Consider the following 14323-nt stretch of genomic DNA (forward strand, 5'->3'; position numbering starts at 1 on the left):
CATGATTATGTTCACTCGTCGCGCGATGGGCGCGTCGTCGCTGGCTCTGCTTGCCGGCTGCGCCACGGGCGCGACGGAAGCGACTACCGCGACGCCGGCGCGCGCGCCGGCCGCGATCGGCGCCTGGGGCTTTGATCTCAGCTCGCGCGATCTCAGCGTGAGCCCAGGCAACGACTTTTTCCACTACGCCAATGGCGGCTGGGTCGCGCGCACGGAAATTCCGTCGGACCGTACACGCTGGGGCACATTCGATATCCTGCGCGAGAAGGCGGATCGCGACGCACGCACGATCATCGAAGAGATCGCTTTGGCTGGCGGCCAACCTGGCTCGAACCAGCAGAAGATCGCGGATTTCTATAATTCCTTCTTGAACCAAGAGGCGATCAACGCCGCGGGCCTCGCGCCGTTGCAGTCGGAAATCGATGCGATCGCGGCGCTGCGCACGCACGAGCAAACCATCCGCCTCATTTCGACGCCGGGCATCGCGGTCAATTCACCGATCGCGGTCTATGTCGGCCTCGATGAGCGCAACCCAGACCGCTACATCTGCAACATGACGCACGCGGGCCTTGGCCTGCCAGAGCGCGAATATTATCGCCGCACCGACGGCGAGTTTCCGAACATCCGGACTGCCTACGTCGCGCATATCGAACGCCTGCTCACGCTGGCTGGTCAAACCGGCGGCGCGGCCAAGGCGCGCGCCATTCTCGCGCTCGAAACGCGCATCGCTGAGCATCATTGGCCCGTCGCCGATCGCCGCAACCGCGATCGCACCTACAACCTGAAGACTCGCGCTGAAATTCGCGCCATCGCGCCGAGCTTCCCGTGGGACGCCTCGTTTGACGCGGCCGGCCTCGGCGGCGTGCAGGAAGTCGTGATCAGCGAGCTCTCGGCCATGGGCCCACTCGCCAATCTCTTCATGCAAACGCCGGTCTCAACTTGGCGTTCGTATCTCACCTACCATCTCATTCGAAACAACGCGCCGGTTCTGCCGCAGAACATCGACGATGAAGTCTTCGATTTCTTCGGCCGCACGCTCAACGGCCAACCGGCGCAACGCGAACGCTGGAAGCGCGCCGTGCAGGCCGTCAACGGCGCGCTCGGTGAAGCCATTGGCGCGGTCTATGTGCAGCGCCACTTCCCGCCGGAAGCCAAGCAACAGATGACCGAATTGGTCGAGAACATGCGCACCGCATACGGCCAGCGCATCGACCAATTGCAGTGGATGTCAGCGGAAACAAAAGTCGCCGCGCGCGAAAAGCTCGCGACGTTCCGCCCCAAGATTGGATATCCGGATCGCTGGCGCGATTATTCCGCGCTCGACGTGCGCGCCAACGATGCGTTCGGCAACGCCAAGCGCCAATCGATCTTCGACTGGAACCACGACCTCGAACGCCTGGGCCGCCCGACCGACAAGGACGAGTGGTTCATGACGCCGCAAACGGTGAACGCCTATTACAACCCGGTGTTCAACGAGATCGTCTTCCCTGCCGCGATCCTGCAAGCGCCGTTCTTCGATCCCAACGCAGATCCGGCCGTGAATTACGGCGCCATTGGCGGCGTGATTGGTCACGAAATGGGCCACGGCTTCGACGACCAAGGCGCGAAGTCTGATGCGCAAGGCGTGCTGCGCGATTGGTGGAACGCCGAAGACGTGCGCCGCTTCGAGGAGGTCACCAGCCGTTTGGCCGCGCAATATGAGCAATTCACACCGCTCCCGGGCCTGAACCTCAATGGCCGCCTGACCCTCGGCGAAAACATCGGCGACAATGGCGGCCTGCAAGTGGCTTACCATGCCTACACGCTGTCACGCGGCGGCGCCGAAGCGCCGGTGCTCGACGGCGTCACGGGCGATCAGCGCTTCTTCCTCGGCTGGGCGCAAGTCTGGCGCACGCTGATGCGCGACGAAGCCATGCGCAACCAAGTCATCAACGGGCCGCACTCGCCCGGCATGTATCGCGCCAACGGTCCGGTGCGGAACATGGATGCGTGGTACGCTGCGTTCAACGTGCAGCCGGGCGATGCGCTCTATCTCGCGCCGGAAGATCGCGTCACGATCTGGTAAGCGCGCGATAGCGTGAAACGATTGAAGGGAGCGCTTCGCGGCGCTCCCTTTTTCTTTACCCGTACTTCTTGGTCATCTCTTTCCACGACTGCGCCACCAGGTCACGCAGCACGCCCGCGTCAACATCGGCGAGCTTGTTGATGTAGAGACAGCTTTTGCCGGTCTTGTGCTTGCCGAGCTTTTTCAGCAACGCGGCGCATTCTTTGGACTCCGACAAAACATAGAGCACCATATTCGCCTTGCGCGGCGAGAAGCCGATCTTCGGCCAAGGCGCAGAGCCCAAAGTATTGTTGTTCACCCATTGGCCATAGCCGATGATCGACGGTCCCCACATCGCCGGCTTTTCGCCGCTGATTTCGCGCATCAATTTGTCGACCGTCTTCGCATCCTTGCGGCGCGTCTCGTCTTCGACAGCGGCAATGAATTGCGCGACGGAGGCTTTGGTCTTCTGCGTTTTGGGTTCGGCCATCTCATTGCCTCAGCGCATCGAGCGCGCGGCAGAACGCGCCGGGCGCGTTGCCTTGGTCGCACGCCATACCGCCCATCGCAAAGATGAAAATGATGATCCCGACCAAAGGAAAGATCACGCCGATCACCCGCGTGAGAAACATCGAGGGGGAAAAGCTCGTGCGGTCACGTTTCGATGTGTGCGTCGCCATAGGCGCCTCTTCTTCCTCGCCATCGTCGTCGTCATTACGCCCGCGTTCGCCGACCTGAATGTTGACGTTCTGCATCGTCACGCCTTGCAGCTTGATGCCCGGCGCTTCGAAATGCATCGGTCGCGGCGCCACCGGCATCGGCTCCGCGCGCACAATTGCCTGCACTACCGAGAGAAAGTGCTGCAAGCGCGGATCGTCCGCGCCGCCGCCCCAGGCCGCCAAATCGGCATATTGCACTTCGCCAAAACCAAGCGGCGGCGCCACGAGATCGAGCCGCACGGGCGCCAGCACTTTGCGCGCAAGCCCGTGCGTCGCCTCTTCCATCACCCACGCGCCCTGCTCGTGATCGACGCTATCGTTCGTCCACACCGCGACCACGCACTTTGCCGCCGCGAGCTGCTTGGCGATCTCCGCGCGCCACGACGTCGACGGTTGAATGCCCTCATCCCACCAAACATCGAGCCCGGCATCACGCAAATGCGTCACCAACGGCCGCACGCGATCCGCATCGGACTTCTTGTAAGAGATGAAAACGTCGGCCATGCGCGCACTCCCCGTAGCGCGCGGAACTTAGCGGAGCAGCGCGCGCGGCGAACGTGAAATGCGTGTCAGGGATGGGCTGCGAGAAACGGCCAGATGTGGTCGTAAATGCCATCGCGCACCAAAGTGGCGTGGTCCGAGTTCGGCATGCGCACGAATTGCTTGGGCTCGTTCGCCAACGCAAACAGGTGCTCGCCCTGCGTGAACGGGACCACGCTATCAGCGTCGCCATGCACGATCAGCACCGGCATGTCGACGCGACCGATATAGTCGCGCGATCGCCAGCTATCGCGGATCAGATAGCGCGCCAAAGAGAAATGCGAGGCCGCCACATCGTCGATGCCGGTGAACGGCGCTTCCAAGATGAGCGCCCGCGCCGGTCGCTCAGCCGCGAGTTGGACGGCGACGCCGGAGCCCAGCGAAAAGCCATGAATAACGATGTTATCGGCTGCGTAGCCGTGCGCGATCAGCCAATCATAGCCGGCGCGGGCATCGAGACGCAGGCCGCGTTCGCTGGGGCTCCCGGTCGAGCCTGAATAGCCACGATAATAGACAGCGAGAAAACCCGCGCCGCTTTCAGCGATGCGCCGCCAGCGCCCCTCCCAAATCTGCGGCCGCCCGCCATTGCCGTCGAAGAAGAGAAAGATCGGCTGCCCTTCCGCGGGCGCGCGATACCAAGCGGCGATGCGCTCACCATCCTCAGTCTCCAGCCGCACCGCCTGCGTTTCAGCAAAATTCGGCGCAACCTCTTCTGTGTGTGGATGATAGACGAGGGAATTGGGGTAGGTGACTAGCAGCGCCAAGAGTGCGCCGACGATCAGCGTGGCTCCGATCACAATCAGCAACCAACCGCGCACCTCTAACTCCCTATCGCAATGCCCACTTCATGGCGCCATTCACAGGCGACGATCGACGAACTCAGACGGCGCAGGAGCGGTGTGACAGACGCAGCATCCAGAACGCGGCATACAATCTGACGCAGCTCGGCGGGCTCTCGGCGCGATAGATAGAGTCCCCCACCGCGCGGAAAGACCTACCCATCTCGAAGAAATTGGAGACGGGTGCATCAAATGATGCGACGATGTCATGCTGATCATGCCGATCTTTTCCGCCGCGCCTGGGAAATGGCGCGGGTTGAAGATAACGAGGGGATCACACCACGGTTCGATGCTGCCTCATCGCGCACCGCCTCTCAAGGCGACCAGTTTGTGCTGCACACGAGAGAGGGTCTTGCTGCTCATGGCTTTTAAGCCACCATATTGTGGCAGCCAGACAATCATTATTACGGATGCCGCCGCGTACAAAACGCCCGCGACGAATATCGCTACGAGGCCTGGAACAAATCCCACGCGCGCACAAACTTGCTCAAGTGCGGGGCCAAGCAAGATCGCCACAACAGTCGGCGGCGCCAAAACAGCGACGACATCTCGCATCGAAATGGTTGTCCTACGCGTCGCCATCCAGAAACAGGGTAGCATCAGCAAGGTCGCCGCGATCGTGTAGCCTAATGCAACACCAAATCCACCAGCTGGGAGTCCGATCACGAAAGCTACCGCGTATGTGGGCGAGGCTATCAGGGCCCAACGCAACAAGAGATCTGTTCGCCCGAGCGACATATAAATCCATGCCGTGGTGTTCATCGGAGTGGTCGCCAGCATGCAGGGCGCGAGCGCAGAAAAAATCAGCCGCGCATCGTCCCAGCCCGGCCCGAAGATCAAGGGAATGATGACTTTCGATCCGCCAAAAAGTACGGCGGAAATGCCGGCTGAGACAATCGTAACTGCGCTAAGGCCTGTCAGGTAGGCCTCACGCCAGCGCACAGGATCGTTCTGTACGCGACTTAGCGCTGGCAACAGCGCAGAACTCAGCGGACCATTGACTAGGTTGAGCGGCAAAAGAAGTAAACTATAGGCCCGGGAATAGTAGCCGAGTTCGGTTGCGCCCCCCTTCCATCCGACCAAAACATTGTCGAGCTGACGGTGGAAGTAGTTCGCGAAAGCAAATCCGGTCAAATTCAATCCGAAACCGAGCGCACCGCGGACGCTTCCCCAATCCGTGATCCGGCTTGGCCGCCATGGGCACATCAACCAGGCAAGCATACTGCTGACCCCGGCATTCACCCATATCTGAACGACCAGAGCCCAATACCCGATATCCGTCCACGCGGCGAGGGCGACGGCGGCGATCAGCCCGAGAAGCTGGGAAAAAAGGCCGATCGAGTGCAGCGTGAGCCATCTCATCTGTCGTGTAAGTAACGCCGAGTGCTGCGCGCCGAGGGCGCCTACCGGCAGGCTGGCCGCCACGATCATGAGGAGCAGCGGAATGCGATCGTCGTCAAATACCAACACAGAAAATGGCGCAAAGGCGAACAGCAGCAGCGCCATACCGGCCGCGACGCCGACGCCCACAATAAGGAAGCCGCTTACCAAGTTTTGATCGATATCTTTGCGCTGAACAGTGGCGGTCTGAAGACCAAGATCCGTGAACGCCCCGACAAACGCCGTGACAGTGCCGGCCATTGCCAGCAGCCCAAAATCAGCCGGAGCAAGCAGACGCGCCAAAATAAAGGTGCTCAAAAACTGCAGCACCATGCGCGTGAGCTGCGCACCCAATGCGAGCGCGCTGCCATTTACCGTCCTGGCGCCAAGGTTCTCCAGTACGTGCTCGCTGTCGAGCGCGCGCCTGTTTATCTCCGCTTGCGGTAGTCGGTCGGTAGGGGGGGTCATATTGTAGCCCGGATGATTGTCGCGAAGATAGAAACGCGCGTTCTTAAAACTCAATTGCGGCGCCGCGGATGCGACACATAAGTGCGCCCTTACGAGCAGGGCGCAACGCACGAGCAATGCGAATGGATGAACCGGTCAGTCCGTTCTCCTTTGCTGAAGCAGCCACGCAAAGTTCGCGCGCGTATAGACCCGATCCCTGATGTCGTGTCCCGCCCAGCGCAATTCCGTGTAGCGCGCAAGCGCGCCAAGTTCATGTAAGCGCGCCGCCAGTTCGCGGCTGTTGGCTACGGGCGTGATTTTATCTGCACGACCATGATAAAAGCGAATTGGCAGTTTCGTGACTCGGCCCATTGCGCGTGGGTCCCCCGCGCCGTTCAAAATCAACGCCGCAGCGAACAGATCCGGGTAATATGTAAGGGCGTCCCAGCTCCCCTCTCCGCCCATCGACATCCCAGTAAGATAGATACGCGACGGATCAGCGTCATGTTTGTGGGAGACGTCTCGCAGTAAGCGGATTGCGGTCTGAAGATTCTTGCTCTCAGCGATCACGCGCTGATCGAAATTGGTGAAAGGCGGGTCGAAGCTGGGATAGTTCACCCAATGAGTGCGTATGCCCGCCTGTGGGGCCAGGACCAAGACCGGCTCAAGCCCCTGGCAGGCGTCAGAGAGCAAATGGTCCACGCTCTCATCCAGCTGGCTGAGATTGTCATCGCCACGACCAGCACCGCCATGCAGCGCCAACACTATCGGCAATCGCTCTAAACCGCCACCGGCGGCGGGCGGGACGTACAACCGCCAAGGCATTATGTTGCCAGAGACGGGATCGGTGTACACGCCCGCGCCCATGCGCGAAGCGAGCGAACGCTGCCAGTGAGGCTTCTCTCTCTTGATCGTGACGTGTGCCCCCGTTCTCATCCCGCCACCACAAGAAATCATCAAACACTCCCAAGGGGCGTTGTTCAAGCTCTTCGTCGTCTGTCCATCGCGCGGCACAGCTGATCCGCGTCAGTCCGCCGAGCTTTCCGTGTGGGCGGTCGTCAATCCGCGGGAGCGATGCACGCGTGCGGCAGCGTTGAGAAGCTCATCACATTGAAGCTCTCGCTGACGGGGCTCTGCTGTGGCTTGCCAAGTTGGATCCATTGCCAGACCGCGCCGCACTCGTCGGGGTTCGTGCGCCGCACGCTGGCCCGATCGAGCAAGCGCAAGCGCAGGGCTTGAAACGATCGAATTTTGCGACCTGGCCGGTGGCAATTCGGAGTGCGGCCCATTTCGAGATGAACTCTATGGAGTCACCTCAATCGGCTCAGCTAGGGCGCCATTCCTGGCGATAAGCGGTAGGGTTTTGCTCAACAAATTGCTCACGACGTGATCGATCAAAACAGAGCACCGGCAATTATCGGTTGACGTCCATCAGCGTCAAATTTCGCGCTGGAGGGGCAGTCACCTGCACGTCTTGTGTCCGCACCACCGCATTTCCCAACGCCTCGCCAACGATCTTCGCCAGCGCCTTTGTCGTTTCGCCCAGAAACAGATCGGCGTGACGGGCCACAATCATTCGGACATCAACCGCGCCCTCCGAAAACTCGTTCCACCCTCGTTGAACGACCTCCGGGCCGTCACCATAGGTTGCTCGATCGGGCAATGGGCGCCTGATGAAAATAAGCGAAGCGCGTAATCGGTAATTGGGTCGGTAGATTCGATTTGCATGCAACAGGCGCGGGATAACCTTCTCCATGCCATAGTCTGGAATGATGCCCCACTCCTTGTAACGCTCATGGGCGGGACGCGTTAGCCTCGCGACACGAGTCACAATCTCGCTCCAGCGCATTGAAGGAAGGTCCCGAACCCAGTCGACGATTTTCGATGCAAGACCCCGCTTCGACGGAAAACCCGGAGCAGGCATGTCGAACGATATAAATCCGAGCAAGGGCTTGTTCAGGCTCTCCATCTGGCGCGCAATCTCGAACGCCAGGCGCGCGCCGATAGAATAGCCGCTAACGATGAATGGACCTTCCGGACAAATTTTCTCAAGTTCAGCAATATATTTCGCCGCTATGGCCTCTACCGTCGTTGGCAATTCGTCGATGTTGCCCACGCCGAACGGCTTGAGGGCATAGACAGTCGCTTCGAAAGGCAGCGCCCGGGCAAAATTCAGAAACGAGAATACGTGCCCGCCAACGCCGGGAACCAGAAGCATGACCGGTGAGCCCGGCGCGGCTTCTCTCAGAGGTACGAACACGGTGTTTACGGGGGTGAAGTGCTCGTTGATGGCTTCAGCAAGTCGCCGGATTGTCGGCGCCTGCAACAAAACGTCCGGCGAAAATGAATAGGCAAACTCCGTCCTTATCCGCACCATAAGATTCGCTGCGGACAGTGAGGTGCCACCGAGATCCTGGAAGGAATCCATGACGCTGACCTTGTCGATTCCGAGGATCTCCATCCACATCTGCGCCAAGATAAATTCAGTCTCGTTTCCCGGCTCGACATAATCGCCGCCTACCGATTCCGAGTCATGAAAATCGGCCGGATCGGGCAATGCCTTGCGGTCCACCTTGCCGTTCGGTGTGAGCGGAAATGTTTCAAGCTGCACGTACGACGATGGGATCATGTACTCAGGCATGCGTTCACGAGCGAACGCACGAAGCGCATCGGCATCAATCGTCTCGCCCGTAGTGGCGAGCAGATAGGCTACAAGACGTTTCTCGCTCCCCTTGTCATCCCGCGCCGCCACTACGCATTGCTTGACGGTCGGATGAGCTTCAAGATGGGTTTCGATCTCACCCAGCTCTATGCGGAATCCTCGTAGTTTGACCTGGTTGTCGATACGCCCGAGGAAGCGGATATCGCCACTTGCGCGCCGCACGACGAGGTCGCCGGTCCGGTACAGGCGTTCTCCCGGCGTGAAGGGATGGTCGATGAACTTCTCGCGGGTCATCTCGTCGAGGGCGAAATAGCCGCGGGCGAGTCCGTCGCCGCCAATCAGCAACTCACCCGGAACACCAACGGGCTGCAGCGCCAAATCCGGGCTGCAAATCAAGAACGATGTATTCGCAATCGGATAGCCAAGATTTATGGCGTCCTCCTTCGCCTGTACCCGGCGAACCGACGACCAGATGGTGGTTTCAGTAGGTCCATACAGGTTCCAGACCTCGCACCCGGTCGCAATAAGCTGGTCCGCCAATTCCTGCGACATCGCCTCGCCGCCGCACAGCACTTTTATCCGCGGGTCGCCGCGCCAGCCCTGATCCAGCAACATGCGCCAGGTCACGGGTGTGGCCTGCATGATCGTGGTTCCCGTCTGCTGGATGCTGGCGAGTAACAGCTCGGGATCGAGGGCAAGCTTCTGGGACTTGACCACAACCTGCGCGCCGCAAACGAGCGGCAAGAAAAGCTCGAGCGCAGCGATGTCGAAGCAAATCGTCGTCAGGCTGTGCAACACGTCGCCGCGTCCGATGCCGGGTTCGCGCCGCATAGATTCCAGGAAATTCACGAGACCACGGCGGACAACCTGCACCCCTTTGGGCCGGCCGGTAGAGCCGGAAGTGTAAATCACATAGGCAAGATCATCGAGGCCGCCGGCCGGCGGCTGATCCGAGGCATCCCCATCTTCCAGGCTCGGATCGTTTGCTTCGAGCAGGACGATCTCCGCCTTGCCAGCTTCAAGGCGGTCCACCACGCTGGCTTGGGAAATGCAGACTTTCGTACGCGAATTTTCCACCATGTAATGGAGACGATCGACCGGGAAGGCGGGATCCAGCGGGACGTATGCCCCCCCTGTCTTCATGACCGCGAGCAACGCGACCACAAGGTCGGGGGAACGCTCCATGCAAATGGCCACGAGTTCGCCTGGCCCAACGCCCATTTTGCGCAGCCGCGCCGCCAGCCGATTGGCGCGCGCGTTCAGCTTAGCGTAGGTCAAAGCATAGGTCTCGCCGATCACAGCGGGGGCATCCGGCGAGGCTGCAGCCTGCTGCTCCACGAGTTGGTGCGGATGTAGGTCTGGGAACGGCGTGGCAGGCGGATTCCACTTGTGCAGCAAAGCTTCCCGCTCAACCGCGTCGAGCATGTCGAGCATCGCCAGCGGCGTGTCGGGGTTCTCGATCGCCCTGCTCATGAGCGCCACATAGTGGCCGGTCATGCGTTCGGCGGTGTCATGCTCAAACAGGTCGCTACTGTACTCGAGCGTTCCCGACATGCGCGCGTCTTCTTCAAGCATGGACAGCGTGAGGTCGTACTTGGAGCCCCCCGTATGCAGCGGAATCTGAGAGAGCTTCAGTCCCGGGATTTCCCAGCGGCCGTGGGTATTGTTGCGATGAATGAAGAGGTGTTGGAAGAGCGGCGAACCTGCCCGTGAGCGCGGGACTTCGAGCGCCTCAACAAGATCCTCAAATGGAAGCTCGTCATTGCTGAACGCGTCTATCGTCGCCGTCCGCATCTGCGCCAGCAAACCTCGGAAGGTTAGGCCAGGGGCGAAACGTGCCCGCAAGACGAGATTGTTGATAAAGAGGCCAATCATGTCCTCCGTCTCAGCGAGATACCGTCGCCCGGTGGGCGTGCCGACGAGGATGTCGTCCTTTTGCGAATATCGATGCAACAACATCTGCCAGCAAGCGATAAGCGCCATGAAGGTTGTCGCCGATTCCGCCCTCGCGAAATCCGCCACGGCATTCGCCAGGTCAGCGGGTACCTGGAAAGCGACCTGCCCCCCTTTCAGCGACGGCGTGTCGGGGCGCAAATGGTCGCCCGGCACCTGCAGCGGCTCTGGTAAGTCCGCCAGCTGCTGCTTCCAATAGGCAAGCTGGGGTTTCAGATCGCCCTTGCTCGCTCGCTCGCGCTCCCAAACGGCATAGTCCGCAAACTGGTACTCAAGTGGCGCCAAAGGCATTTGCGTCTGGCCGGTCGTGAAAGCGGAATACAACGCGCCAAGTTCACGGAAGAAAATGCCGGAGGACCAGACATTGTCGTAAACAATGTGGTTGAACACCAACACAAGGATCGCGCTTTCAGGCCCCAAGCGCAGCAAGGCGCTCTGGAACAGCGGCCCGCGCTCCAGATCATGTTGGCGTTGCAACAATTGTTTGGCTCGCGCCTGCCAGCATGCTTCCTGCGCTTCTGCCGGCAGGTCGCTGAGATCGGTTATTTCCAGCGGCATTGGCGTCGCCGGGAGCACCTCCTGCCGAGGCTCGCGTTCGCCCTGCGGGAAACATGTGCGCAGCACTTCATGCCGCGCGACAATCTCGTTAATCGCGCGCTCCAGCGCGGCCACGTCAAGCGGCCCATCAAGACGCACAGTGTTGCTGATGTTGTAGGCTGAATTGCTGTTACTCAGCACATCGACAAGCCACATGCGGCGCTGCGCCAAGCTCACGGGCAAGCTTCCTGTACGCGGCGCGTGCGCCAGCCCGGGCATAGCACTGGCCAAACTGGAATCGGCGCGGCGTATAAACTCGGCAATCGCTTTGAAATCGGGCGCTTCAATTACCTGGCGCATGTCGAGCCGAACACCGAAGCGGTGTTGCACACGGGCAATAAGCCTGGTGGCCGACAATGAATGACCACCCAAGTCGAAGAAGTTATGGTTGGTGCCGATATTAGCGGCGCGCAACAATTCGCCGGCGATTTCCAGCAAGTCGCGCTCAAGATCATCGACCGGGGTCACTGGCACGTCATCCGGGAGCGAATTGCCCATCACAGGCGCAGGCAACGCCAACCGGTCGACCTTATTGTTCGGCGTCCGCGGCATGGCGTCCAGCCTGACGTAGATCGTCGGCACCATGTAGTATGGCACGCGCCGTTGCAGGTGCTGGCGCAAAGTGCGAACGCTGATGTCTCTGGCGCCCTCCCCTGTCACCAGATAGGCGACCAAGTGTTCTTCACCGTCAACATCGCGGGCAATTACTGAGGCCTCGCTTACGCCAGGATGATCGTGCAGCGCGGTCTCAACCTCTCCCACCTCCACGCGGAAACCGCGGATCTTGACCTGGAAATCCTTGCGCCCACGATGCTGCAGCAGCCCGTCGGCGCGCAGTTCGCCCATGTCGCCGGTCCGATAAGTGGATGCGTCGGCGTCGCCAGTCGCGGCCTCAAACGCCTTGTCCGTTGCCTCGGGATTGTTCCAGTACCCCAGCGCCAGGTACGGACTGCGCACGGTGATTTCACCGATCTCGCCAACGCCAACTGGCTTGCCGTCATCGCCCCGCAGCACAATCTCCATCCCCTCAACGGGGTAGCCGATCGGAACCGTAGCGCCGTCCCACACGGTCTCTGGACCGATGTAAAAATAACGAATGGTGCCCGTCTCGGTTGAGCCAAGGCCAGTATAAAACTCGACTTGGCGCCCAAAGACGTCACGGGCTAACTCCACATCGGAGGTCAGCACACGCTCTCCACCAAAAATAACCAGTCTCACGGAAAACGAAGCCGATCCGCGTGGATAGGTGGCGGCGAACTGACGGAAGACGGATGCGACCGAGTGGTAGATCGTGATGCGATTTCCCGCGAGCCATTCGCCGAGTGCATCCACGCCGCGTTCGCGGAAGTCGTAAGGGAACAGCCCCGCCCCATTCAGCAGCGCGCCGAAAATGCAGTAAACCGATCCCATGACGCTGCAGGAATAGAACAGCGTCATCCGGTCTGCGGAGGTGACATGCTGCAATCGGCTCCGTCGCATCGCACCATGCAACGTGTTGCGCTGACTCTGCATTACCCCCTTGGGTTTGCCGGTCGAACCGGAAGTGTAGATGATGTAGGCGAGCGCGTCCGGAGAAATATCAATATCGGGATTGCTATCCGGCCCCGCCGGCAACGTGTCGATATTGACCACGCGCGCTTTGCCCGCAGAAAGATTCTCCGCCATCTCCAGATTGCGCGAATTGGTGACCACGACAGTGGCTTGGGAGTTTTCGACGATGTAAGCGTTGCGGCTTTCCGGAAAAGCAGGATCAACAGGAACGTAGGCGTGCCCCGCCTTAAGCACGCCCAAGATGGCGGCGACGCACGATGAACCGTTCTCGATGCACACAACCACCCGCTCGGCGGACCCCGATAGCAACACATGGGCCAGTCGATTGGCGAGGCGATTCAGCTCCTCATACGTCAGAGAAAGCTTCTCATCGCTGACCGCCAAGTTATGCGGTGCGCGATCGACCTGCTGCTCGAAACACTTGGCGATCGATTGCTCAATGTTCATCGACGCGGCCGGTTCGGCGAGATCAAGAGGCCTCAAACTCATGAGCTACCTTGCTTTGTAAAAGATGGTTGCCTGTCGGCGCAGCCAGTCGCGCCCGCTACGCGTGAAGGGCTTGCGTCCCACATACGAGCCGGCCCAGGCGTTCCCGCGATCGACGCGCGCATCGTTGTGAATCTCTTCGACCAGGTATTCCAACGGCTCCAAGCCAAGCTGCTTGGTCATCTGCGCCCGCATGTCGGTATCCACCCCGTTGATGAACAGCGCGCCTCCAGCAGTCAGCACATGATGAATGTTCCTGAAGGCCTCACGCGCCTGAGAGCGCGGCAGGTGGAACAGGACATTCTGAGCGAACACCATATCAGCCTGGCCCAATGACTCCATGAACTGCCGGTCGAGCAGGTTGCCCTCGGCAAAGGTGATTGGCTCCCTGATCTCCGCCTTTATGCGCAGGAGCCCCTCGCCCGCGGGTTCGAACATCTCGCCTAAGAGCTCGTCGGTTACGAATGGACCCCAGCTGGCCTCCTCGAGCGTAAAGAGCCCGGCCTTAGCCTTTTCGATCACATCGCCTACAATGTCGTAGCCGCGTATGCTGTAGCGCAACTCCGGAAAGTGCCTGCGCAGCACATAGGATAGCGAAAACGCTTCCTCGCCGCTGCAGCAGGCGAATACCAGGATTTTCAGGGGCTCGGCGCCCACCCCATGCGGCCTAAGTGCGGGTACGACCCGCTCGACCAGTGCGCGCAACTGATGCGGAAAACGGTAGAATTGCGTGTACACTCGATTTTCGCGCTTCGCGAACCGGATGATCAGGTCGTGTTTGAGCTTGCGTATCTCCGTCCACAGGCGGGTCTGCTTCAACGCGGAGATCCTGTCATCGACCGCCTCAGACATCGTTAACCCTCCGCCTCCGCTTCCTGCACCAAATTCTTGCCGCCATTCGTGACCCCTGACCATGAGCAATATAGGCGCCAAGCTCGTCCGCCAACGGCGGCGCCCTAAGATTGGTGGGCGGCATCTCAACGCCGAAAACGTCTCGCCGGTTAGGAGCAGCGTTCACGCACAGCGTTAGATCGCTAGGGCCGACGGCGTAACTCATGGCATCCACCCTTCGTGGTGCGGCCCAAATAGGCTCGTTAACGGGCTC

General features: G+C 60.3%; 8 protein-coding genes. 1 reads left to right on the forward strand and 7 read right to left on the reverse strand.

Going from position 1 to position 14323, the window contains the following annotated elements; genetic code table 11:
* The first annotated feature begins 1 nt into the window (after position 1).
* Positions 2 to 2065, forward strand: a complete 2064-nt coding sequence (locus EPJ54_RS08995) for a M13 family metallopeptidase (protein ID WP_239590837.1) — start codon at positions 2 to 4, stop codon at positions 2063 to 2065.
* Between the two features lie 55 nt (positions 2066 to 2120).
* Here the strand turns inward: EPJ54_RS08995 and EPJ54_RS09000 are convergent, their stop codons facing one another.
* The 7 genes from EPJ54_RS09000 to EPJ54_RS09030 form a co-directional block, all read right to left on the reverse strand.
* Positions 2121 to 2534 (reverse strand): DUF1801 domain-containing protein, encoded by a 414-nt coding sequence (locus EPJ54_RS09000; protein ID WP_135211383.1) that lies wholly within the window; start codon positions 2532 to 2534, stop codon positions 2121 to 2123.
* Position 2535: 1 nt separating this feature from the next.
* Positions 2536 to 3267, reverse strand: coding sequence for a toll/interleukin-1 receptor domain-containing protein (locus tag EPJ54_RS09005; RefSeq protein WP_135211384.1), 732 nt, complete (start codon positions 3265 to 3267; stop codon positions 2536 to 2538).
* Positions 3268 to 3332: 65 nt separating this feature from the next.
* The gene (locus EPJ54_RS09010; protein WP_135211385.1) at positions 3333 to 4121 is read right to left on the reverse strand and encodes an alpha/beta hydrolase; all 789 of its coding nucleotides are present in this window, start codon (positions 4119 to 4121) and stop codon (positions 3333 to 3335) included.
* 318 nt (positions 4122 to 4439) lie between these two features.
* Positions 4440 to 6044 carry a lipopolysaccharide biosynthesis protein gene (locus EPJ54_RS09015; RefSeq protein WP_135211386.1) on the reverse strand — a complete coding sequence of 535 codons (1605 nt, stop codon included), beginning with the start codon at positions 6042 to 6044 and terminating at the stop codon, positions 4440 to 4442.
* Positions 6045 to 6125: 81 nt separating this feature from the next.
* Positions 6126 to 6926 carry a carboxylesterase family protein gene (locus EPJ54_RS09020; RefSeq protein WP_135211387.1) on the reverse strand — a complete coding sequence of 267 codons (801 nt, stop codon included), beginning with the start codon at positions 6924 to 6926 and terminating at the stop codon, positions 6126 to 6128.
* A gap of 457 nt (positions 6927 to 7383) precedes the next feature.
* Complete coding sequence (locus EPJ54_RS09025) at positions 7384 to 13221, reverse strand: non-ribosomal peptide synthetase (protein WP_135211388.1); 5838 nt, start codon at positions 13219 to 13221, stop codon at positions 7384 to 7386.
* 3 nt (positions 13222 to 13224) lie between these two features.
* Positions 13225 to 14070 carry a CheR family methyltransferase gene (locus tag EPJ54_RS09030; protein WP_167755654.1) on the reverse strand — a complete coding sequence of 282 codons (846 nt, stop codon included), beginning with the start codon at positions 14068 to 14070 and terminating at the stop codon, positions 13225 to 13227.
* Positions 14071 to 14323 lie beyond the last annotated feature (253 nt).

Source organism: Vitreimonas flagellata, from assembly GCF_004634425.1.
Lineage (GTDB): Bacteria > Pseudomonadota > Alphaproteobacteria > Caulobacterales > Aquidulcibacteraceae > Vitreimonas > Vitreimonas flagellata.